The sequence below is a fragment of the Streptomyces sp. NPDC001890 genome (assembly GCF_042891445.1).
Taxonomy (GTDB): Bacteria; Actinomycetota; Actinomycetes; order Streptomycetales; family Streptomycetaceae; genus Streptomyces.
On the sequence record NZ_JBIATE010000004.1, the window covers coordinates 332993 to 354027 of the forward strand.

The window sequence follows — 21035 nt, forward strand, 5'->3', positions numbered from 1 at the left end:
CCTCACTTTCAGCATAATTGGACCTACTGATCATTCGGGCGGCCCGCCTGAGCGCCTCCGAACATTCCGCGTCGCGACGCGGTCCATGTGCGCTCACTTCCGGTACAACGCCTCGATCTCGGCCTCGAAGTCCCGTGCGATGGCGTCCCGCTTCAGTTTCAGCGAGGGCGTCAGATGACCGCTCTCCTCGGTGAAGTCCACGGGCAGGACGGCGAACTTACGGATCGACTCCGCGCGGGAGACCAGCCGGTTGGCCTCGTCGACAGCGCGTTGCAGCGCCTTGCGCAGCTCCTCGTCGTCGACGAGCTCGCGCATCGGCAGGTGCTGCTTCTTCTTCATCTGCCGCCAGTGGGCGAGCCCGTCCGGCTCCAGGGTGATCAGGGCGGTGATGAAGGAGCGGTTGTCGCCGACCACCATGCACTGGCTGACCAGGGGGTGGGCGCGCAGCCAGTCCTCCAGGGGGGCGGGGGTGACGTTCTTGCCGCCGGAGGTGATGATGATGTCCTTCTTGCGGCCGGTGATCGTGAGGTAGCCGTCCTCGTCGAGCGCGCCCAGGTCCCCGGTGGCGAACCAGCCGCCCTGCTGCACGGGCACCGGCCGGCCCCGCTCGGCGTCCCAGTAGCCCTGGCACACCTGACCGCCACTGAGCAGCACCTCTCCGTCGTCCGCGATCCGTACGGCGGTGCCGGGCAGCGGCCAGCCGACGGTGCCCAGGCGCGGCTTGAGCGGCGGGGTGACGGTGGCGGCGGCGGTGGTCTCGGTGAGGCCGTAACCCTCGAAGATCTCGATGCCCGCGCCCGCGTAGAACGCCGCGAGCCGGTGGCCGAGCGGGGAGCCGCCGCAGATCGCGTACCGGACATGGCCGCCGAGCGCGGCCCGGATCCGGCGGTAGACCAGCGGGTCGTACAGGGCGCGGGCGGCCCGCAGTCCCAGCCCGGGGCCGGGACCGGTGCCGTGTTCGGCGGCCTCGACGGCCTCCCCGTACCGCTGGGCGATCCGGGCGGCGCGGTCGAACGACGAGGCGCGGCCCATCTTCTCGGCGGTGGCGCGGCCGGTGTTGTAGACCTTCTCCAGCACGTACGGGATGGCCAGCAGGAACGACGGCTTGAACCCCGCCAGGTCGGCGAGCAGGTCCTCGGTCCGGATGGACGGGGCATGGCCGAGGCGGACCCGGGCGCGCAGGCAGCCGATCGCGACCATCCGCCCGAAGACATGGGAGAGCGGGAGGAACAGCAGGGTGGAGGCAGGGTCCTTGCTGACCGATTTGAAGACCGGGTGGAGCAGCTCGATCGCGTTGTCGACCTCGGCGAAGAAGTTGCCGTGGCTGAGCACACAGCCCTTGGGGCGGCCGGTGGTGCCGGAGGTGTAGATGAGGGTGGCGGGGGTCTCCGGTTCCAGGGTGGCGCGGCGGGCGGCGACGGCGTCGTCGGGGACGTCCCGGCCGAGGGTCTTCAGCCGTCCGAGCACGCCCGTGTCGAACTGCCACAGGTGGGCCAGGTCGCCGAGCTGCTTGCGCTCCTGGCTGATCAGCCGGCCCTGGTCCGCGGTCTCGACGGCGCATGCGACGGCGCCGGAGTCCTGGAGTATCCAGCGGGCCTGGAAGGCGGAGGAGGTCGGGTAGATGGGGACGGTGACGAGCCCGGCGGCCCAGGCCGCGAAGTCGAGCAGAGTCCACTCGTAGGTGGTCCGGGCCATGATCGCGATCCGGTCGCCGGCCCCGAGGCCCTCCGCGATCAGGCCCTTGGCGACGGCGAGCACCTCGTCGGCGAAGTCCGCCGCCGTCACGTCCCGCCAGCCGCCGTCCGGCTGCTTGCGGCTGACCACGGCCTCGGCGGGCGCCTCGCGGGCGTTGTCGAACGGGATCTCGGCGAGCGAGCCGCGGCGGACGGGCGGCGCGGCCGGCGGTACGGAGACCTGCCGCACCGAGCCGTCCGCGGCCCTGGCCTTGGTCGGCTCGACGAGGATGGGGACGGCGGCGGGGGCGGTGGGTGACGTGGACACGTGCGGCTCCTCAACATGGGGTCGGGTGATCTCGCCGGGTCCCGTCCGGCGGCCGGTTCGTCCGAGGCGGCGGGGGCCGGGGTCAGACACCCCCTGGAGGTCAGGGGCGTTCGAGGATGGCCGTGACGCCCTGGCCGCCCGCCGCACAGATCGAGATCAGCCCCCGGGACGGCCCGTCGCGCTCCGCCAGGAGCTTGGCGAGGGTGGCGACGATCCGGGCGCCGGTCGCGGCGAACGGGTGGCCGGTGGCGAGCGACGATCCCGCGACGTTGAGCCGGTCCCGGTCGACGGGGGCCAGTCCCTGCTTCTCCCAGGCCGCGAGGGTGGCCAGCACCTGGGAGGCGAACGCCTCGTGGATCTCGAACAGGTCGAAGTCCTCGATGGTGAGCCCGGCCCGCTCCAGCAGGCGCGGTACGGCGTACGCGGGCGCCATCAGGAGCCCGTCCTCGCCGTTCACGTAGTCGACGGCGGCGGTCTCGTACAGGGAGAGATAGGCGAGCGGCTCCAGGTCGTGCGCGCGGGCCCACTCCTCGCTCGCCAGCAGTACGGTCGCGGCGCCGTCGGTGAGCGGGGTGGAGTTGCCCGCGGTCATCGTCGCGTCGGGGTGGCCGGTGCCGAACACCGGTTTCAGCGTGGCGAGTTTCCCGGCCGTGGAGCCGGGGCGCAGGTTCTGGTCACGGGCCAGGCCCTGGAACGGGACGACCAGGTCGTCCAGGAAGCCGCGTTCGTACGCCGCGGCGAGCCGCTGGTGGCTGGTGGCCGCGAGGAGGTCCTGGTCCTCGCGGGTGATGCCCCACCGGCGGGCGGTGACCGCCGCGTGCTCGCCCATCGAGAGGCCGGTGCGGGGTTCCGCGTTGCGCGGGATGTCCGGGACGAGGTGGCGGGGACGTACGCCCGCGAGCGCCTTGATCCTCCCGCCCGCCGTCTTCGCCCGCCGGGCGGCCAGGAGCATCCTGCGCAGCTCGTCGTTGACGCCGAGGGGCGCGTCGCTCGTGGTGTCGGTGCCGCCCGCGATCGCCGAGTCGACCGCCCCGAGCATGATCTTGTTCGCGGCGGCGACGACCGCCTGGAGGCCGGTGCCGCACGCCTGCTGGATGTCGTACGCGGGCGTGCTCGGGTCGAGTGCCGAGCCGAGCACGGTCTCGCGGGCCAGGTTGAAGTCACGGCTGTGCTTGAGCACGGCGCCCGCGACGAACTCGCCGACCCGCTCCCCCTGGAGCCCGAACCGCTCGACCAGGCCGCCCAGCGCGGCCGTGAGCAGCTGCTGGTTGGAGGAGTGCGCGTACGGGCCGTCGGAGCGCGCGAACGGAACGCGGCTGCCGCCGATGACCGCGACCCTGCGGGGCTGCGGGAGTTCGAGGGGGATCATCTCGACCAGCTCCTGACTCTTGAGTAACCTTACTCAACAGTAAATCTACGACCGAGCAGGGAGTCTGGACAATGGCCGACCGCTATCTGCACTTCACCGGCACAGCACCCGGCCGTTTCCTGACTCGCCGGCTCGGGCTCCCGCAGCCCGCCCCGCTGCGCCGCTGGTCGCCCGGGACCCCGACGCTGGACGGCCAGTTGCTGCACCTCACCGCCGGGGACTCCGCGGCCACCGAGGAGCTCGGTGCGCTCCTCGCGGCCACCGGCCTCGAAGTCACCGGGAGCGCCGAACGCCCCGCCGGGATCCTGCTGGACGCGACGGCCGTCGACACCCCCGGCAAGCTGGCCGGTGTCCACGCGGCACTGCACCCGGTGATCCGCTCCCTCGCCCCGGGCGGGCGCGTCGTGGTGCTGGGGGTACGGCCGTCGGCCGACGACCACCACCAGGCCGCCGCCCAGCAGGCACTGGAGGGGTTCGTCCGCTCACTGGGCAAGGAGATCGGCAGGGGCGCCACCGTACAGCTGCTCCGTATCGCGCCGGAAGCCGTCGGCGCGGCCGAATCCACCCTGCGTTTCCTGCTCTCGCCGCGCTCCGCGTACATCAGCGGCCAGGTGATCGAGCTGACCTCGGCCGCCCCCGGCCCGGTCGCCGACTGGGCGGCCCCGCTCGCCGGGCACACCGCGCTGGTCACCGGTGCGGCGCGCGGCATCGGTGCCTCGGTCGCCTCGGTGCTGGCCCGGGACGGCGCCCGGGTCGTCTGCCTGGACGTCCCGCAGGCGCGCGAGGAGCTGGCCCGTACCGCCGAGGATCTGGGCGCCATCGCGCTGCCGCTGGACATCACCGCGGACGACGCCGCGGAACGGATCGCCGCCGCGGCCCCCGACGGCCTGGACGTCCTCGTCCACAACGCGGGCATCACCCGCGACCGCCGCCTCGCCAACATGCCGGCCGACCGCTGGGCCTCGGTCGTCGACGTCAACCTGGACAGCGTGCTGCGCACCACCGACGCCCTGCTGAAGGCGGGCACCGTCAACCGCGGCGGCCGGATCGTCGCCACCGCGTCCATCGCAGGCATCGCGGGCAACAACGGCCAGACGAACTACGCGGCGAGCAAGGCGGGCATCATCGGGCTGGTCCGCTCACTGGCCCCGCGCGCCGCCGCCGACCACGACGTCACGGTCAACGCGGTGGCCCCCGGCTTCATCGAGACGAAGATGACCGCGGCCGTCCCCCTCTTCATCCGCGAGGCGGGCCGTCGGATGAACTCCCTCGCGCAGGGCGGCCTCCCGGTCGATGTCGCCGAGACCACCGCCTGGTTCGCCCAGCCCGCCTCGACCGCCGTCAACGGCCAGGTCGTACGGGTCTGCGGCCAGAGCCTGCTGGGGGCGTGACACCATGCCGAATCCGAACGTGTCACTTGCACGGGCAGCTGTCACGTCCCCGCTCAAGAGGGCCGGCCACCCCGGCGGGGATGTGAACCCATGCCGAATCTGAACGTGTCACTTGTACGAGCAGCTGTCACGTCCCCGTTCAAGAGGGCCGGCCGCCCGGGGGTCACCCTGCCCGCCGACCGGGCCGTGCTCCCGGCCGCCCCGATCGCCGCCGCCCCGCTCGCCTCGTACCGCCGGGTCTGCGGCTTCACCGAGCCGGACACCCTGCCGCTCACCTACCCGCACGTGCTGGGCTTCCCGCTCGCCATGCGGCTGATGACCGCCCGGAGGTTCCCGCTGCCGGTCGTCGGCCTCGTCCACACCTGGATCGAGATCACCCGGCACCGCCCCCTGCACCCCGCCGACCTGCTCGAACTCACGGTGTACGCCGAGGAGTTGACACCGCACCGGCGCGGCACCGAGGTCACGATGGTCACCGAGGCGCGGCTGGCGGGCGAGCTGGTCTGGGAGTCCCGCAGCGGCTACCTCTCCCGGCACGCGACCGACACGGCCACCCCGGCGGACACGGCCCCCACCGCGAGCGGTACGACCCCCGCCACGGGCGACGCGACCCCCGCCACGAAAGACTCGGCCCCGGCCACGAAGGACGCGGCCCCGGTCGCGGAGCTCCCCGCCCTCGCCCAGTGGCAGCTGCCCGGCGATCTGGGCCGGCGCTACGGCGCCGCGTCGGGCGACCGGAACCCCATCCACCTGTATCCGCTCACCGCCCGGCTCTTCGGCTTCCCCCGGGCCATCGCCCACGGCATGTGGACCGTCGCCCGCTGCCTGGCCGAGGCGCCGCGGCCCGATGACGTCCAGGGCGTACGGGCCGACTTCAGGGCCCCCGTCCTGCTGCCCGCCACCGTCACCTACGCGGCGGACGCCACCGGCTTCCAGCTGCGCGGCACCGGCCGCGTCCACCTCACCGGCCGGATCCTCGGCGGGGACGGTCCGCCGCCTGGCCCGGAGGCTGCCAGGGACGGCCGTTCATAAGGTTCTCCAGCCCCGCCCAGGAGAAGTTCATCAGGGTGGCCGCGGCCTCCTTCGCCGAGACGCCCGGGGTCTCGTTCGCCCACCCTGCGAGCGACTCCGCGGCCCCCACGAGCGCCTGCGCGAGCCCCGACACATCGCGGTCGGGCAGCGCCGGGTCCTGGTGCGCCTCGCGCGCCGCGGCCCCGATCAACCCCGTCACGAAAGCAACGAGCTCGTCCCGCATCGCCGTCACCTCGCCGGCGAACGGCTCCCCGTGCGTACGCGCCTGCCGGTGCAGCACCGCCCAGCCGTCCGGGTGCTCCGCCGTGTGCGTGAAGAACGCCCGCAGCCCGGACCACAGTTGCCGGTCGGCCGGCAGCCCCGGCTCCGCCCCCGCCCGCACCGCATCGACCAGGGCTTTCGCCTCGCGCCTGATGCAGGCGGTGAAGAGCTCTTCCTTGGAGTTGAGGTACAGATAGACGAGCGGCTTGGACACCCCCGCCAGCTCGGCGATCTCGTCCATCGAGGCGGCCCGGTAGCCGCGCTGCCCGAAGGTCTGCACGGCGGCGTCCATCATCTGCTGCTCGCGCACGGCCCGCGGCATCCGTTTGCTCTTCACAGCACCCACGTCGACTTCCTCCCACCCCCGTGTGCCACTCCCCGGTAAGGGTACGGCGCGGGGCTCCTGCCGTTGCACGACTACCGGGGGGTGAGGCATCGGCGGCATCGTCGTCCACTCCATCGACCGTCCGACCCGCCGGATCAGCGAACCGGCCGGCCTGCGGCCGCACAAGCGGCGCACCTCACCGACAGACACGTGCCCCCGCACCCGGGTCACGGGTGCGGGGGCACGTGTCGCACAGGCCCGGGAACCTCAGGCGGCTGCGACCACAGCCTGCGGCTCTGTGTCTCGCACCTCGTCGCCGTCAACCGGGGAGGACGAGGCAGAGTTGTATGCGTCGCGGTCGAGGATCTTCTCCCGCGAAGCCACGATCAACGGCGTCACGACTTGGCCCGCCACGTTGGTGGCCGTGCGCATCATGTCCAGGATCGGGTCGATGGCCATGAGCAGACCGACGCCCTCCAGCGGGAGGCCCAGGGTCGACAGCGTGAGGGTCAGCATGACCGTCGCACCGGTGAGACCGGCGGTGGCCGCCGAACCGATCACCGAGACGAACGCGATCAGGACGTAGTCACCGACACCCAGCTGGACGTCGAAGATCTGCGCGATGAAGATCGCCGCCAGCGCCGGGTAGATCGCGGCGCAGCCGTCCATCTTGGTGGTGGCGCCGAACGGGACGGAGAAGGAGGCGTACTCCTTCGGGACGCCGAGGCGCTCGGTGACCTTCTGGGTGACCGGCATGGTGCCGACCGAGGAGCGGGAGACGAAGGCCAGCTGGATGGCCGGCCAGGCGCCCTTGAAGAACTGCACCGGGCTGAGCTTGGCGACCGTGGCGAGCAGCAGCGGGTACACACCGAACAGCACCAGGGCGCAGCCGATGTAGACGTCAGCGGTGAACGTGGCGTACTTGCCGATCAGGTCCCAGCCGTAGTCGGCGATCGCGTAGCCGATGAGGCCGACGGTGCCGATGGGGGCGAGGCGGATGACCCACCACAGGGCCTTCTGGAGGAGCTCCAGGACGGACTCGCTGAGGGTGAGGATCGGCTGGGCCTTCTCGCCGAGCTGGAGTGCGGCGATACCGGCGACGGCGGCCATGAAGACGATCTGGAGCACGTTCAGCTCGGTGAACGGGGTGATCACGTTGTCCGGGATGATGCCGGTGAGGAAGTCGAGCCAGGAGCCCGCGTGCTCCGGCAGCTTGCCGTCCTTCGGCGTGAGGCCCGTTCCGGAGCCCGGGTTGGTGATCAGGCCGATCGCGAGGCCGATGGCGACCGCGATCAGCGAGGTGATCATGAACCAGAGCAGGGTGCGGGTGGCCAGCCGGGCGGCGTTGTTGACCTTGCGCAGGTTGGTGATCGACACCAGGATCGCGAAGAAGACGAGGGGCGCGACGGCCAGCTTCAGCAGCTGGACGAAGATGTGGCCGACCTTGTCGAGCGTGGTGTAGAGCCAGCCGATGTCGTACGTACGCGTGATCCAGCCGAGTACGACACCGAGGACGAGACCGGCGACGATCTGGGCCCAGAACGGGACCTTGGGTATGCGGAAACCGGAGCCGGACTGACTGCCGGCGGCGGTGGACGCGGGGTTCGCGGACACGGACACACTCCAGATGTGACGCATCGGGGCGCACGGGGACGACCGTGCGGGGGACGGGGGTGCGGCGCCCGCGTCAGGGGCGGCGCCGCTGCATGGTGCCGGTTCAGACGTTGCGGCAACAGACCGCGGACATACAGCGGCAGAGATCGACATGCAGGCGCTCCACGAGCGGGACGCTCGCGGCGAATCGATGGCGCACTGCTGTCTTCATGTCGAACACGTTAACACTTGAACTTTGAGAAGCTCAAAGCTCTTCTTTGACCCCGACGGCCCCGCATCGGCGCCGCCATCGCGCCCCGAACCTCTGCGGGAACGACAAAACCCCAGTACAGGAGCGGACGCTCCGGCGCTGGGGTTTCGAACGGAAACTATACGAATGTGAGGAAGGTTACACAGCCTCTGTGGAACCTTCGTGTCGTCGCCGCCGTCAGGAGGTGACGTGGTCCTCGCGGGTGCGGTTCGCTTCGAGGCGCGCCTTGGCGCTGTCGACCTTGGACACGATCTGCTCGGACATCTCGTCGCGCTGCTTGCGCAGCAGTACGTAGCTGAGCGGCGCGGACAGGACCAGGGCGAGCAGGATCACCCAGACGAAATTGGAACCGTTCGTCCCGGAGGGCAGCAGGCCGAAGTGGACGGCCACGGCCGCGACGGCGAAGCAGCCGACGAAGATGCTGAGGCGCATCGCGGTGTACCGAATGGTCGCGTTCGGCTTGGCAGCGGACACAGTTGGCCCCTCTCTCCACGTGTGGCGGTCCTTCGATCCTGCCCGACCAGTGAAGCATGCCCCGGAATCGATCAGTTCGCAGGGCTCCGTCAAAGGGGCGGGGCGCGCTTCAGAGGCCGAGCGGCAGCAGCATGACGATGTCGTCGCGGTCGTCCCCGTCGGCCACCCGGATCGCGTCCGGCACCCGCCCGACCTCCTTGTATCCGCACGAGGCGTAGAACCGGTCGACGCCGGTGCCGCCGCGGCAGGTCAGCCGGACGGCCTCGATCCCGTCGATCCCGCGGGCCGCCCGCGAGGCGGCGTCCATCAGGTCGCGCCCGTAGCCCTTGCCCTGGTGGCGCGGGTGGACCATCACCGTGTAGAGCCAGAGCCAGTGGGTCATCAGCCGGTGGGTGTTGAGGGCGAGGAAGGCCGTGGCGGCGACGGCGCCGTCCTCGTCGCGGCCGATCAGCAGGCGGGTGCGCCCCTCGGCCATGGCGGCCAGATGCTTGGCCAGCTCGGGCCGGACGTCGTCGTCCGTGACGGGCGGTACGAAGCCGACCGCGCCGCCCGCGTTGGAGACATCGGTCCACAGCCCGGCGATCCCGTCCCGCAGCGCGCCGTCGATCTCGGGGTCCAGCTCGAATGTAAGTGCCATAAGTGCAGAGTAACCATTACCGATCCGCTGTCTCAAACCTTGTCCAGCACGCGAGAAAGCCCCGGCCGGCGGCCGGGGCTCCCGTACTTCTGGACTGCTGGGGACTGGCAGGGACCGGTGAGGTCAGACCCGCATCGGCTGCGGCGACTCGCGACGGCCGGCGTCCGGGCCCGGGTACTCGCGGATGATCTCGTACCGGGTGTTGCGCTCGACGGGACGGAAGCCCGCGTCACGGATCAGGTCCAGCAGGTCCTCGCGGCCGAGCTTGTTCGGCGTGCCGTAGTTGTCCGCGTCGTGGGTGATCTTGTACTCGACGACCGAGCCGTCCATGTCGTCCGCGCCGTGCTGGAGCGCGAGCTGGGCGGTCTGCACGCCGTGCATCACCCAGAAGACCTTGACGTGCGGGACGTTGTCGAAGAGCAGCCGCGAGACCGCGAAGGTCTTCAGCGCCTCGGCGCCGGTCGCCATCGTCGTGCGCGCCTGGAGCTTGTTGCGGACCTTGCCGTCCTTCATGTCCACGAAGTCGTGCTGGTAGCGCAGCGGGATGAAGACCTGGAAGCCGTTCGTCTCGTCCTGGAGCTCACGCAGCCGCAGCACGTGGTCGACGCGGTGCCGGGGCTCCTCGATGTGCCCGTACAGCATGGTCGCCGGGGTCTTGAGCCCCTTCTCGTGCGCCAGGCGGTGGATCCGCGACCAGTCCTCCCAGTGGGTGGCGTGGTCCACGATGTGCTGGCGGACCTCCCAGTCGAAGATCTCCGCGCCGCCGCCGGTCAGCGACTCCAGGCCGGCCTCGATCAGCTCGTCCAGGATCTCGGAGGCGGAGAGCCCGGAGATGGTCTCGAAGTGGTGGATCTCGGTGGCGGTGAACGCCTTGAGGGAGACCTGCGGAAGGGCTTCCTTCAGGGCGGAGAGCGAGCGCGGGTAGTAGCGCCACGGCAGGGTGGGGTGCAGGCCGTTGACGATGTGCAGCTCGGTGAGGTTCTCGCCCTCCATCGCCTTCGCGAGGCGGACGGCCTCCTCGATGCGCATGGTGTACGCGTCCTTCTCGCCCGGCTTGCGCTGGAACGAGCAGTAGGCGCACGACGCGGTGCACACGTTGGTCATGTTGAGGTGGCGATTGACGTTGAAGTGGACGACGTCGCCGTTCTTGCGCGTCCGCACCTCGTGGGCGAGGCCGCCGAGCCAGGCCAGGTCGTCCGACTCGTAGAGGGCGATGCCGTCCTCACGGGTCAGCCGCTCTCCTGCGCGGACCTTCTCCTCCAGCTCGCGCTTGAGCCCGACATCCATGCGGCTGCCTCCCAGTTGTCCCTGTGCCGTTCGTTTCCCGGTCACCGTTGATACCGGGCGTAACCCCCGGTCTCCCGGGGGCTCCACCACGTTACGCCTACGACTCCTCGGGAAGTTCCCCGACCCGGTTCTCCCACTTGGTGGAGAGCACGATCGTGGTCCGGGTGCGCGAGACGCCCCGCGTACCGCTGAGCCGGCGGATGGTCTTCTCCAGCCCGTCCACGTCACCGACGCGCACCTTGAGCATGTACGAGTCGTCGCCCGCGATGAACCAGGCGTCCTCGATCTCCGCGAGGTCCTTCAGCCGGCGCGCCACGTCCTCGTGATCGGCCGCGTCGGAGAGCGAGATGCCGATCAGGGCCGTGACCCCGAGCCCCAGGGACGCGGCGTCGACGGTGGCGCGGTAGCCGGTGATGACACCGGCGCTTTCCAGCCGGTTGATGCGGTCGGTGACGCTGGGCCCGGAGAGCCCGACGAGCCGCCCCAGCTCGGCGTACGAGGCCCTGCCGTTCTCCCTGAGGGCCTGGATGAGCTGCCTGTCCACCGCGTCCATATGACTGAAACCTTCCATTGTTCAGCAGTATCGCGAGTCTACGTGTAGAATCTAAGGCATGCAGGCTTCATCGCCTGCAAATCTTTCCGAACACCCAAAAAACGCTTTCGAATCTTCAGGAGTGAGAACACCGTGTACTCGATCGAGATGGCCTACGCCCGAATGCGCGAGCTGCAGGACCTGGCCAACCGCTCGCGTGCCCACCAGCCCGCCGCCGCGCACCGGGTCGACCGGACCCGTAAGCCGCGCGCCATGAAGAAGCGCTGACCGAAGCCTCAGCCACGGGAGTCACGGGAGCCGCCACCGAGCTCCCCCTCCCACCGGCGGTACAGGTCGTGCGGCACCCCCGCCGCGTCCAGTACCCGCCCGGCGACGAAGTCCACCAGATCCTGGATGTGCGTCGCCCCCGCGTAGAACGCCGGAGAGGCGGGCAGCACCACGGCGCCCGCCTCGTCCAGGCTCACCAGATGCTTGAGCGTCTGCCCGTTCAGCGGAGTCTCCCGCACCGCGACGACCAGCCTGCGCCGCTCCTTGAGCGTCACGCTCGCGGCCCGCTGGAGCAGATCCTTCGAGAGCCCGAGCGCCACCCCGGCCACACAGGCCGTCGAGGCCGGGACGATCAGCATCCCCTTCGCCGGGTACGAACCCGAGGACGGCCCCGCCGCGAGATCACCGGCCGCCCAGTGCCGTACGCCCTCGACGTCCACGTCGAAGGTGTGCGGCTTCCCGTCCGCCCCGCGCGCCAGCCAGCTGCGCAGATCCTCCTGCCAGTGCGCGTCGCGGAACGCGATGCCGGTCTCGTCCAGCAGGGTCAGCCGGGAGGCCCGGCTCACCACCAGATCGACGCTCTCCCCGGCGGCCAGCAGACCGCGCAGCACGGCGGCGGCGAAAGGGGTGCCCGAAGCGCCTGAAACCCCGACAATCCAAGGCTGCCGCTGGTGCTGACTCACTGAAGTACCGGAATCCACACACCCGAGCCTATCCGGCGGCACGAAACCGGAACCGAGTAAGGTGCCCCGGCCGTTCCAGGGACGGGAGTCGGGATTGCCAGGAACTACCAGGGACCACCGGGGGGCACGATGGCCGTGATGCCGGACCGATCCGCGCCGGCGTGGAGTGCGGGCGGCCGCGCCAGGGCCGCGGCCAAGGTGATGCTGGGCTGGGTGGCCCTCCTCTGGCTGCTCGAAATCGTCGACGCCTCGACCGGCCATTCGCTGGACGCCTTCGGCATCGAGCCCCGCCGGGCCGCCGAACTGGTGGACGTCGTGCCCGCGTCCTTCATCCACTTCGGCTTCGGCCATGTCGCCTCCAACAGCGTGCCGCTGCTGGTCTTCGGCTTCCTCGCCGCGCTCGGCGGTCTCCGCAGGTTCGCCGCCGTGGCCGCGATGATCATCGTGGTCGACGGGCTCGGCGTCTGGCTGGTCTCACCGGCCGGGTCCAACACGGCGGGAGCGTCCGGACTGGTCTTCGGCCTCTTCGGCTATCTGCTGGTCCGGGGCTTCGTCGACCGCAGAGTGCTCGACATCGGCGCCGGCCTGGCGATCGGCGCCGTATGGGGCTCGTCGATCCTGGTGGGAATCTCCCCCGCCAACACCTCGGTCAGCTGGCAGGGCCACCTCTTCGGACTGGCAGCGGGCGTGGCGGCGGCGTTCGTCTTCCGCCGCCCCGCGCGCGGCCGGATCGGTCCGGCTCAGCCCTAGGCCGCGTCCGTGAAGTCCCGCCTGGCTCGCGACCTCCGGGCGTACGACGGGACTTTACGGACACGGCCTAGCCCTGACCCGCGCTCCCCATCGGGCCGACCTTCACCTGGGAGCCGGAGCCGTCCGTGACGGGCAGCGTGGCGGCGCCCGGCCAGTCGAGGGTGACCGACTTCGTCTCGTCCGGCGGGGTCACCACCAGACCCGTGATGCGGACGCCGGAGCCGCCCGACTCGTTCATCGGGTAGGTGATGCCGAAGTACACCGACTTCCCGTCCTTGAGGGTCATCGGGGTGGCCTTCTCACCGGTGCGCTCCGCGGACAGCGATCCCGCGCTGGTCTTCAGGTCGACGCCCGCGTACCCGGAGAGCACGCAGTCCCGGCCGCCGCCGTTCTTGAACTCCACCGCGACGGTCCCGTCGGTGTCGCCGCCGATGGTGCTGTCCGTCGCCGTGATCTCCAGCTCGTCGGTGCGGCACTTGCCGACCTTGCCGTTCTCGTTGGAGCCGGTCCCGGCGGCCGTGCCCTGTCCGCCGGAGCCCTTCCCCGCGGAGTCCTTCCCGCCGGCCTGCTCCGAACCACCCGAGCCCGAGCCCGAACCGCCACTCGTGGAGGAGGCACCGGCCGAGGACGACGGGGCGTCCTGCCCCAGGTCGTCCTCGCCGTTCTGACAGGCCGTGAGCGAGAGACCTGCGGCAACGACCAGGGCTGCGAAGGTGAGCTTGCGTACGCGCATCGTTTCGTCCTCGGGTTCGGTGGTCCGGTGTGGGAGGTGCCGACCGCCCTGTACGGATCCGTACGAGCGAGCGTTCCTGATCACCTAGAGCCACCTGGCCGGGCGACGCGTTCCGCCCGGCCCGCCCCTAAGACATCCCTAAGACATCCCTGTTACACACGCGCCCGGAACGGACCCCGGACGGCTCAGACCGTCAGGCCCCGCACCAGCAGATCCAGCAGCGCGCAGGCGAAGAGCGCGATCCCGATGAACCCGTTGACCGAGAAGAACGCCCGGTTCAGCCGGGACAGATCGTGCGGCCGCACCACCCGGTGCTCGTACACGAACGCGACGGCGACGATCGCCATGCCGATCCAGTAGAACAGCCCGGCCTGCGTGGCCAGCCCGAACCAGACCAGCAGCCCGGTCGTCACCACGTGGCAGACCCGCGCGCCCCACAGAGCGGCCGGGATGCCGAAGCGGGCCGGCACCGAGCGCACCCCGTGCGCCCGGTCCGCCTGGACGTCCTGGCAGCCGAAGATCAGGTCGAAGCCGCCGATCCAGATCCCCACCGCGAGACCGAGGATCACCGCGTCCCACGACCAGCTGCCGGTCACCGCCAGCCAGGCACCGATCGGCCCTATGGCCTGCGCGATGCCGAGGATGGCGTGCGGGTAGTGGGTGAACCGCTTCCCGTACGGATAGACCACCATCGGCACGACGGCGATCGGTGCGAGCGCCAGACAGAGCGGGTTCAGCAGCGCGGCCGCGCCGAGGAAGAGGACGACGGCGACGAGCGCCCCCGTCCACGCCGACTTCACCGAGACCGCCCCGGTGACCAGCTCCCGGCTCGCGGTGCGCGGGTTACGGGCGTCGATCTCCCGGTCGATGATCCGATTGCAGGCCATCGCGAAGGTCCGCAGCCCCACCATCGCGACGGTGACGAGCAGCAGCGTGATCCAGTGGATGGACTTGTCCGCCTGGAACATCGCGGTCAGGGCGGCGATGTACGCGAAGGGCAGCGCGAAGACCGAGTGCTCGATCATCACGAGCCGCAGGAACGCCTTGACCTTGCTGTTCGGCTGTACGGGCCCTGAGCCCAGTGCTGCTTCGGCGGTGCTCACAGTCCGTATTCCTTCCACCGGCGGTCGACCTTCGCCGCCGTCCGGGGGTCGGACTCGACCATGTCCGGCCAGCCCCCGTCCCGGGTGTAGCCCTCCTCGGGCCACTTCTTCGTCGCGTCGATGCCCGCCTTGCCACCCCAGAACTGCTGGTAGGAGGCGTGGTCGAGATGGTCGACCGGTCCCTCGGTGACGGTCAGGTCCCGCGCGTAGTCCGTGTTGCCGAGCGCCCGCCAGGCCACCTCGTGCAGATCGTGGACGTCGCAGTCGGAGTCCACGACCACGATCAGCTTGGTCAGCGACATCATGTGCGCGCCCCAGATGGCGCTCATCACCTTCTGGGCGTGCTTCGGGTACTTCTTGTCGATCGAGACGATCGCGCAGTTGTGGAAGCCGCCCGCCTCGGGCAGGTGGTAGTCCACGATGTCCGGCACGATGATCTTGAGGAGCGGCAGGAAGAACCGCTCGGTGGCCCGCCCCAGCGGCCCGTCCTCGGTCGGCGGCCGGCCCACCACGATCGACTGGAGCAGCGGACGCTTCCGCATGGTCACGCAGTCGATGGTCAGCGCGGGGAACGGTTCCTGCGGGGTGTAGAAGCCGGTGTGGTCGCCGAACGGTCCCTCGGGAAGCATCTCTCCGGGCTCCAGCCAGCCCTCGATGACGACCTCGGCCTGCGCCGGGACCTGGAGCGGCACGGTCTTGCAGTCGACCATCTCGATCCGCTTGCCCTGGATGAACCCGGCGAAGAGGTACTCGTCGATGTCCCCCGGCAGCGGCGCGGTGGAGGCGTACGTCACCGCGGGCGGCGCGCCGAACGCGATGGCGACCGGCAGCCGCTCGCCCCGCTTGGCGGCGACCTGGTAGTGGTTGCGGCTGTCCTTGTGGATCTGCCAGTGCATCCCGATGGTGCGCTTGTCGTGCCGCTGGAGCCGGTACAGCCCCAGGTTCCGCACGCCGGTCTCCGGGTGCTTGGTGTGGGTGAGGCCCAGGTTGAAGAAGGAGCCGCCGTCCTCGGGCCAGGTGAAGAGCGCGGGCAGCCGGTCCAGGTCCACGTCGTCGCCGGTGAGGACGACCTCCTGCACCGGGGCGCTCTCCTGCTTCACCTTCTTCGGCGGCACGTGCACCATCGAGCCGAGCTTCCCGAAGGCCTCCCGCACCCCGACGAAGCCGTGCGGCAGCTCCGGCTTGAGCAGCCCGCCGATCTTGTCGCTGATGTCGGCGTACGACTTCAGCCCGAGCGCCTTGAGCAGTCGCTCGTCGGTCCCGAAGACGTTCATGGCCAGGGGCATCGAGGACCCCTTGACGTTCTCGAAGAGCAGCGCGGGGCCGCCCGCCTTGTTCACCCGGTCGACGATCTCGCCGACCTCCAGGTAGGGATCGACCTCAACCTTGATGCGCTTGAGCTCGCCCTCGCGCTCCAGGGCCCGGAGGAGGGAACGAAGATCGTCGTAAGCCATGCCGACCAGTTTGTCATCACCGTCGGCGATCACCTGTGGGACCCCACCCGGGCCGGTCCGCGACCTGGTCGTCCCCACGTCCCGCGGCTGGTTCACCCGGCTCGGCCTGATACGTCACAGCCACCGGTTACCCTGGGCCCGAACCGGGGCGGGACAAGCCCCGCCAACTCTCCGCAGGGGGACCTTTCCATCATGTTCCGGGCCCTGATCTATCTCCTGCCTCTGGCGCTGACGATCTACGCGTTCATCGACTGCCTGAACACCCCCGAGGACGAGGCCAAGCACCTGCCGAAGATCGCCTGGGTCTTCATCATCCTGCTGTTCTGGATCGTCGGCCCGATCGTCTGGCTGGCCGCGGGCAAGATGCGCCAGGCGCCCGCCGGGGGCCGTACGCCCTCCGAATGGCACCGCAATCACCGCTCGCAGTGGGTGGCGCCGGACGACAATCCGGAGTTCCTGAAGGCGCTGAAGGACGAGAACAAGAAGGACGAGTCGCTCCTCAAGGACTGGGAGGCGGACCTGCGCCGCCGCGAGGAGGAGCTGAAGCGCCGCGAGAACGGCGACAGCCCGAGCGCCTCCGGCGAATAGCCCCGTCTTCCGGACCGGACGCATGAACGACACGGACATGCTCGCCACCGCCCTCGCCGAGGCCCGTACGGGTCTCGGCGAGGGCGGTGTGCCTATTGGCGCCGCCCTGTACGGAGCGGACGGCACCCTGCTCGGCCGTGGGCACAACCGCCGTGTCCAGGACGGCGATCCGTCCCTGCACGCGGAGACCGCGGCGTTCCGCGCGGCCGGGCGGCAACGCTCGTACCGCGGTACGACGATGGTGACGACGCTCTCCCCGTGCTGGTACTGCAGCGGCCTCGTGCGGCAGTTCGGGATCTCGCGGGTGGTGATCGGCGAGGCGCGGACCTTCAGCGGCGGGCACGAGTGGCTGGCCCGGCACGGGGTGGAGATCGTGCTGCTCGACGACGCCGAATGCGTCGCGCTCATGCGGGAGTTCGTACGCGAGCACCCGGCTCTCTGGAACGAGGACATCGGCGCCGGCTGATCCGCCGCGGCGCGGCCGGCAGCGGCCGGTACTCGTTCGAAATTCCTCTCTCCCCTCCAACACCCGGGCGATACCCTGGTGTTGACGGTGTGACAGATCGGCTCGATCGTCGACGCTGGGGGTGCTGTGGAGAGAGAGCTGTACGGGCGCGAGGCGATTTTCAGCAATGACGGACTCGCGGCGCGCCTGACCGGACTCACTCCGTACGGCTCCGCCCGGGTCGGCTACGAGCACCGCGACGATCTCCCGGTCGCCGTGCTGACCGGCGGGCGCGGCATGGGCAAGACCGCCGTCCTCAAGCAGCTGCGCCATCTGTACCGCGAGGTCACCCCGGTCGCCCTGGTCGACTGCGAGGCCGTCGTGGCCCCCGAGGACGCGGGGCCCGGCTGGACCCCGGTCACCGGGGCGCTGCCGGAGCTCGCCACCCAGCTGACGGCGAAGGTGCGCGCGGCCCGTCCGGTGCAGTTCCCCCGGCTGAGCCTCGGGCTGGTGGCGGTCGCCTCCATCTCCTGGACCCGCGAGGACGAGACCCGGGCGCGACGCGATCTCCAGTCGCTCGGCCCGATGCTGGCGACCGTGGACGGCCGTGGGGAGGCGGCGACCGGCTGGGTCACCAAGGTGCTGACGAAGCTGGCCGCCAGCGCCTTCGACTCGGTGGCCCCGATGGCCGGGATGGTCGCGGAGGCCACGGTCGAAACGGTCCTGGAGGAATCGTTCAGCCGCTTCCAGCGGCGCTCGGCCGACTGGTACGGGAGCTATCCGCACGCGGGCGGCAACGGCCGGACCGGGCTGCGGCAGCTGGCGGTCGACTTCGAGCGCGGCGGCGATCTGCGCCGCCGGGCCGAGGACCATCTGGTGCTCGCGCTCGCCGCCGACCTGGTCGCGGCGTACGGAGGTCTGGCCTGGGGCGCCCGCCGGGGCCGCCCGGTGCTGCTCGTCGACAACGCGCACACCCCGCTGGGCCGGCAGCTGGTGGAGCCGCTGCTGCGGCAGCGGGCCGCCGGGGCGCTCGACCGGATCGCGGTGTTCGCCTCCTCCCGGGTCCGGGACCACGAGGGGCTGAGCCACGCGGTGCGGCGGCGGCTGCCGGAGGTGGCGCACGGCTCGCACTGGTCCAGGGGTACGGGGGTGACGGCCGGGATCCTGGCCGTGGAGCTGACCCCGCTCACCCCGGAGCAGGTGCGCTCGGCGTTCGACCGGCACGACCGGGCGGGCCGTATCCCGGCCGGGCTGGCCCGTGGTGTGCACCGGCTGACGGGCGGGCGTCCGCTGGCCGTCGAGCTGCTGGCGCTCGCGGCGGGCGAGGCGCCGGAGCCCGCCTCGCTGGTGCCGGGGACGCTGCTGGACCGCACGGTGGAGGTGCGCGAGGACCGGGCGCCCGCCCTGGTGGCGGACGAGCTGCTGACGCGGCTGCTGCCGGGCCCCGGGCAGCGGCTGGACTTCCTCGCCGTGCTGGCCGCCGCGCACGGCGAGGACTCGGCGCGGCTGCTCGCGGAGAGCCGGCTGGGCCGGGGGTCGCCGGACGGGGACGTGGCGCTGCGGATGCGCGACGCGCTGCGGGCGGACGACTGGCCGGTCGGGCCCGGCCACTTCGTCGCCGATCCGCTGCTGCGCGCCCTGCTGCTGCACCGCCTGCGGTTCCAGGACGGCGACCACCCCTCGTACGCGGTGTGGCAGGCGGTGCACGTCTCGCTGCGCGGGGCGTACGGGCCCGGCGGCCGCCTTCCCGGCGTCCCGCATCTGCTGCACCAGAAGCTGGTGCTGGGCGACGCGGAGGCGTGCGTGGGGCATCTGCGGCTGCGGTTCGACGGGCCGGACGTGACCCAGTGGCTCGAATCGCTGCGCTTCATCGCCTCGGCACCGTACCCCCGCGTCCGGGGACACACCGGCCCCGATCCGCGGCGTGCGGTCGCGCTGGGCCGGGCCGACAACGCGGCGCCGCGGGGGCTCGAACCGGCGGTCGCGGAGCTCCATGTGCTGCTGCGCCGGCTGCTGCACGGCATCTGGCTGCTGTCCGATCCACTGGCCCTGCCGGACGAAGAGGTGATCGACAAGATGGCGCACGAACTGCGACAACTGTCCGGCCGGCATCCGACGGGCAACAGCGTGCTGTGGGACGCGGCGACGCACTGGCCGCGGGACATCAGGGCCTGGCGTCCGCTGTCCATGCCCCCGGGGGAGCCGGGTACGGACGGCGGCGGGCAGCGGCGACGGCAGGGCGGCGGTGGCCCGGATGCGTAATCCACTGCGCTACCGCCTCTGGTACACGACACGGCAGAAGGTCGTCACCTCGGTACTGGCCGGCACCCTGCTCATCACGTCCGGCTGGTACGGCATCGGCCGGCTGACCGCCCCCGAGGACCGGTCCTGCGCGAAGGGGGTCGAACGGCCGCAGGGCAGCGACGAGTGCGTCGGCGTCTCCGGCGACGGCTACGACTTCGGGCGGTCGAAGCTGACCGAGGCCGCCGCGGCCATCGCCCGCGAGAACGCCACCCTGAAGTCCGGCCGGTACGCGACGATCGCGCTGCTGCTGCCGCTGACGTCGACGGACGCGGCGATGCAGACGAAGATGCAGCGGGAGCTGCAGGGCGCGTTCGCCGCGCAGTACCGGGCCAACCGCCTCTCCAACGAGCAGGTGCCGAAGATCCGGCTGGTGCTCGCCAACACCGGGAAGAACAACCTGCTGTGGCGGCCGACGGTGGACCGGCTGAAGACGATGACCGGGGCCCCGGACAACCTGCGGGCCGTCTCGGGCGTCGCCACCAGCAGTACGCAGATCAAGTCGGCGGTCAAGGAACTGACCGCCGCGCGCATCGCGGTCGTCGGCACCACGATCACCGCCGACGACATCGCCAACGGCCCGAAGGGCGACCCGTTCCCCGGCCTGGCGCGGGTCTCACCGACCAACCGGGACGAGGCGCGCGCCCTGGCCCACTTCGGGCAGGTCGAGGCGGCCAAGGCGCTGCTGGTGCAGGACACCCGTACCGGGGACCACTACACGGACACGCTGCGGGAGGCCTTCACCGAGCTGGTGAAGGGCACCCGGTACCAGCCGGAGCTGTTCACCTCGCGCGGCGACCCCAACGACGAGGGCACCACGGCCAACACCTTCCAGCAGATCACCCACCTGATCTGCGACACGGACGCGGAGACGGTGTTCTTCGCCGGACGCCATGTCCAGCTGCGGCAGTTCATCAACGCGCTCGGCGCCCGCGGCTGCCAGAGCCGCGCGATCACGGTCCTGACCGGCGACGAGGGCTCGTACCTCGGCAGCGACAAGAAGCTCGACCGGAGCGCGCTGCGCCGGAAGGTGACCGTCCGCTACGCCTCGCTGGCGCACCCGGACACCTGGGTGGCCGGGCGGAAGGACCAGAGCGCGACGGGCGGTTCCCCGGCGGACTACCAGGCCTTCCTGAACCTGCTGGCCACGGTGTCGAAGGAGCCGGCCGGCCCGATCGGCCCGACGGACCACCAGGCCCTGACCGACGGCCAGGTCATCGTCGCGCACGACGCGATGACCCTGGCGGTGCACGCCGTCCGGCAGGCGACCCCGGAGGGCGCGCGGCTGCCGCTCCTCGCGGACGTGGGCGAGCAGTGGCCGCGGGTGAAGAGCTCGCTGAAGGTGGCGGGGGCCGGTGGCTGGATCTGCCTGGACAACCACGGCAACCCGTACAACAAGGCGGTTCCGGTCGTGGAGCTGGCGCCCGCGGACGCCCGTCAGCGGTTCGTGGCGATCGCCTGGCCGGAGCGCGAGCCGCCGGACCCGAAGTGTCTGCCGCCGTCCTCGGCGCCGTGAC

Annotated in this window: 20 protein-coding genes; 8 read left to right on the forward strand and 12 right to left on the reverse strand. The window is 71.1% G+C overall.

What is annotated here, in order from left to right:
* Nucleotides 1–93 precede the first annotated feature (93 nt).
* Nucleotides 94–2001, reverse strand: a complete 1908-nt coding sequence (locus ACFYY1_RS16030; RefSeq protein ID WP_388585322.1) for an AMP-dependent synthetase/ligase — start codon at nucleotides 1999–2001, stop codon at nucleotides 94–96.
* Nucleotides 2002–2101: 100 nt separating this feature from the next.
* Nucleotides 2102–3370, reverse strand: coding sequence for an acetyl-CoA C-acetyltransferase (locus ACFYY1_RS16035; RefSeq protein WP_388585324.1), 1269 nt, complete (start codon nucleotides 3368–3370; stop codon nucleotides 2102–2104).
* A gap of 71 nt (nucleotides 3371–3441) precedes the next feature.
* Between ACFYY1_RS16035 and ACFYY1_RS16040 the strand changes: the two genes are divergently transcribed.
* Both ACFYY1_RS16040 and ACFYY1_RS16045 read left to right on the forward strand, forming a co-directional pair.
* Entirely contained in the window at nucleotides 3442–4761 is a 1320-nt protein-coding gene (locus tag ACFYY1_RS16040) for a 3-oxoacyl-ACP reductase (RefSeq protein ID WP_388585327.1), read from the forward strand.
* A gap of 90 nt (nucleotides 4762–4851) precedes the next feature.
* Nucleotides 4852–5793: a MaoC/PaaZ C-terminal domain-containing protein gene (locus ACFYY1_RS16045; RefSeq protein WP_388585328.1), complete on the forward strand. Its 942-nt coding sequence runs from the start codon at nucleotides 4852–4854 to the stop codon at nucleotides 5791–5793.
* Here ACFYY1_RS16045 and ACFYY1_RS16050 read toward each other — a convergent pair.
* The 6 genes from ACFYY1_RS16050 to ACFYY1_RS16075 all read right to left on the reverse strand — a co-directional run bounded on the left by ACFYY1_RS16050 (nucleotide 5723) and on the right by ACFYY1_RS16075 (nucleotide 11194).
* Nucleotides 5723–6376, reverse strand: a complete 654-nt coding sequence (locus ACFYY1_RS16050) for a TetR/AcrR family transcriptional regulator (RefSeq protein ID WP_388585527.1) — start codon at nucleotides 6374–6376, stop codon at nucleotides 5723–5725. The two genes, ACFYY1_RS16045 and ACFYY1_RS16050, sit on opposite strands and share 71 nt — an antisense overlap.
* 270 nt (nucleotides 6377–6646) lie before the next feature.
* On the reverse strand, nucleotides 6647–7993 hold the full coding sequence (locus ACFYY1_RS16055; RefSeq protein ID WP_388585331.1) for a dicarboxylate/amino acid:cation symporter: 1347 nt from the start codon (nucleotides 7991–7993) through the stop codon (nucleotides 6647–6649).
* A 427-nt stretch (nucleotides 7994–8420) separates the two neighbouring features.
* Nucleotides 8421–8717, reverse strand: coding sequence for a DUF4229 domain-containing protein (locus ACFYY1_RS16060; RefSeq protein ID WP_388585333.1), 297 nt, complete (start codon nucleotides 8715–8717; stop codon nucleotides 8421–8423).
* A gap of 109 nt (nucleotides 8718–8826) precedes the next feature.
* Nucleotides 8827–9354, reverse strand: a complete 528-nt coding sequence (locus ACFYY1_RS16065) for a GNAT family N-acetyltransferase (RefSeq protein ID WP_388585335.1) — start codon at nucleotides 9352–9354, stop codon at nucleotides 8827–8829.
* Nucleotides 9355–9477: 123 nt separating this feature from the next.
* Entirely contained in the window at nucleotides 9478–10641 is a 1164-nt protein-coding gene (gene mqnE / locus ACFYY1_RS16070) for an aminofutalosine synthase MqnE (protein ID WP_266733750.1), read from the reverse strand.
* A 97-nt stretch (nucleotides 10642–10738) separates the two neighbouring features.
* Complete coding sequence (locus tag ACFYY1_RS16075; RefSeq protein ID WP_266732066.1) at nucleotides 10739–11194, reverse strand: Lrp/AsnC family transcriptional regulator; 456 nt, start codon at nucleotides 11192–11194, stop codon at nucleotides 10739–10741.
* Nucleotides 11195–11326: 132 nt separating this feature from the next.
* Between ACFYY1_RS16075 and ACFYY1_RS16080 the strand changes: the two genes are divergently transcribed.
* Nucleotides 11327–11461 carry a hypothetical protein gene (locus ACFYY1_RS16080; RefSeq protein WP_358941099.1) on the forward strand — a complete coding sequence of 45 codons (135 nt, stop codon included), beginning with the start codon at nucleotides 11327–11329 and terminating at the stop codon, nucleotides 11459–11461.
* 8 nt (nucleotides 11462–11469) lie between these two features.
* Here the strand turns inward: ACFYY1_RS16080 and ACFYY1_RS16085 are convergent, their stop codons facing one another.
* The gene (locus ACFYY1_RS16085) at nucleotides 11470–12144 is read right to left on the reverse strand and encodes a UbiX family flavin prenyltransferase (protein WP_388585338.1); all 675 of its coding nucleotides are present in this window, start codon (nucleotides 12142–12144) and stop codon (nucleotides 11470–11472) included.
* Between the two features lie 138 nt (nucleotides 12145–12282).
* Here ACFYY1_RS16085 and ACFYY1_RS16090 point away from each other — a divergent pair, with 138 nt between their 5' ends.
* Nucleotides 12283–12894: a rhomboid family intramembrane serine protease gene (locus tag ACFYY1_RS16090; protein WP_388585340.1), complete on the forward strand. Its 612-nt coding sequence runs from the start codon at nucleotides 12283–12285 to the stop codon at nucleotides 12892–12894.
* A gap of 67 nt (nucleotides 12895–12961) precedes the next feature.
* Here ACFYY1_RS16090 and ACFYY1_RS16095 read toward each other — a convergent pair whose 3' ends face one another.
* The 3 genes from ACFYY1_RS16095 to ACFYY1_RS16105 all read right to left on the reverse strand — a co-directional run bounded on the left by ACFYY1_RS16095 (nucleotide 12962) and on the right by ACFYY1_RS16105 (nucleotide 16184).
* Nucleotides 12962–13627, reverse strand: coding sequence for a DUF4232 domain-containing protein (locus tag ACFYY1_RS16095; protein ID WP_388585341.1), 666 nt, complete (start codon nucleotides 13625–13627; stop codon nucleotides 12962–12964).
* A gap of 185 nt (nucleotides 13628–13812) precedes the next feature.
* Nucleotides 13813–14730, reverse strand: a complete 918-nt coding sequence (gene mqnP / locus ACFYY1_RS16100) for a menaquinone biosynthesis prenyltransferase MqnP (RefSeq protein WP_388585344.1) — start codon at nucleotides 14728–14730, stop codon at nucleotides 13813–13815.
* Entirely contained in the window at nucleotides 14727–16184 is a 1458-nt protein-coding gene (locus ACFYY1_RS16105) for a menaquinone biosynthesis decarboxylase (protein ID WP_388585346.1), read from the reverse strand. Before ACFYY1_RS16105 ends, mqnP begins: the two co-directional genes overlap by 4 nt.
* Nucleotides 16185–16376: 192 nt before the next feature.
* Here ACFYY1_RS16105 and ACFYY1_RS16110 point away from each other — a divergent pair, with 192 nt between their 5' ends.
* The 4 genes from ACFYY1_RS16110 (at nucleotide 16377) to ACFYY1_RS16125 (ending at nucleotide 21034) form a co-directional block, all read left to right on the forward strand.
* Nucleotides 16377–16772: a PLD nuclease N-terminal domain-containing protein gene (locus ACFYY1_RS16110; RefSeq protein WP_388585348.1), complete on the forward strand. Its 396-nt coding sequence runs from the start codon at nucleotides 16377–16379 to the stop codon at nucleotides 16770–16772.
* Between the two features lie 22 nt (nucleotides 16773–16794).
* Nucleotides 16795–17238 (forward strand): nucleoside deaminase, encoded by a 444-nt coding sequence (locus tag ACFYY1_RS16115; protein ID WP_388585350.1) that lies wholly within the window; start codon nucleotides 16795–16797, stop codon nucleotides 17236–17238.
* 126 nt (nucleotides 17239–17364) lie between these two features.
* On the forward strand, nucleotides 17365–19479 hold the full coding sequence (locus tag ACFYY1_RS16120; RefSeq protein ID WP_388585353.1) for a hypothetical protein: 2115 nt from the start codon (nucleotides 17365–17367) through the stop codon (nucleotides 19477–19479).
* Nucleotides 19472–21034 carry a hypothetical protein gene (locus tag ACFYY1_RS16125; RefSeq protein ID WP_388585355.1) on the forward strand — a complete coding sequence of 521 codons (1563 nt, stop codon included), beginning with the start codon at nucleotides 19472–19474 and terminating at the stop codon, nucleotides 21032–21034. The genes ACFYY1_RS16120 and ACFYY1_RS16125 overlap by 8 nt, the downstream gene beginning before the upstream one ends.
* Nucleotide 21035: the final 1 nt, after the last annotated feature.